Source organism: Embleya sp. NPDC001921, assembly GCF_053594475.1.
Map to the genome: position 1 here is coordinate 1 of NZ_JBSFEO010000171.1, position 1076 is coordinate 1076.

A 1076-nucleotide genomic window follows, 5' to 3' on the forward strand; every position below is an offset into this window, starting at 1 on the left:
CGCCTGGTCCACATGGCGAAGAAGAAGCCAAGCTCGAGCCCGCATCAGCCATTACAGACGCCGAGGACATCCCGAAGTGTCGTTGCAGTACTAAGAGGTCCTAACAAAGGCGTTTCACGTGGCGGTAGGTGATGAGGCAGACGGCGATGCCGAGGAGGGCTTCGTGGATGTCGTCGCGTCGTTCCCAGCGGATGCGGAGTCGACGGAAGCCGTGCAGCCACGAAATCGTGCGCTCCACGACCCAACGCACCCGTCCGAGCCCTGATCCGTGGGGTTGCCCCCGCCGGGCGATCACGGGTCTGGTACCCCGAGCCCACACAAGGCGGCGGTATTTGTCGTGGTCGTAACCCCGGTCACCGTAGAGGGAATCGGGCCGATGGCGAGGCCGACCGACACGCCCTCGAACGTGGGGCACCTTGGCGAGCAGGGGCAGAACCTGCGTGACGTCGTTGCGGTTTCCGCCGGTCAGGGACACCGCGAGTGGGATTCCGCGCCCCTCGACCAGGACGTGGTGCTTGCTGCCCGGTCGCGCGCGATCGACCGGGCTCGGTCCACTTTTGGGCCCCTTCGGGCGGCCCGGACATGGCTGGAGTCGATCACCGCCCGCGACCAGTCGAGCTGTTTGGCCGCGTGCAGTCTCGCGAGCAGGATCGCGTGCAGGCGGTCCCACATCCCGGCCTCGTTCCAGGCCGCGAGACGACGCCAACACGTCATCCCCGACCCGAAACCCGGCTCCTGCGGCAGGAACTCCCACTGGATCCCGGTGTGCAGGACGAACAGGATCCCGCACAAAGCCTGCCGATCCGGCACACGAGGTCGACCCGGCACCGCCTTCGGCGCCGGCTCGGGCAGCAACGGCTCGATCAGGGACCACAGTTCGTCCGAAACGACCCACGGACGCGACTCACCTCTGCGCACACCAGGCCCAACGACCGAACAAGCCGATAGTCACACCAAACTCATTATTTGTTAGGACCTCTCAGTGGGGATTTAGGTATGGAGCGCGGTAGTAAGTCGCTTTGCCGTCAGTGGCCTTCGATGGGATTTGCGCCTTACGTGCCTCTCCGCGGCCGTGA

The 1076-nt window shown here is 65.3% G+C and carries 1 protein-coding gene; it reads right to left on the reverse strand.

The window, feature by feature from the left end:
* Nucleotides 1–100 precede the first annotated feature (100 nt).
* Nucleotides 101–918, reverse strand: a protein-coding gene (locus ACWCPW_RS52075; RefSeq protein ID WP_449768703.1) for an IS5 family transposase whose coding sequence is annotated in 2 segments (ribosomal slippage) — nt 101–586 and nt 589–918 — 816 coding nt in all. Because the reading frame shifts where the segments join, the coding sequence is not laid out codon by codon here.
* Nucleotides 919–1076: the final 158 nt, after the last annotated feature.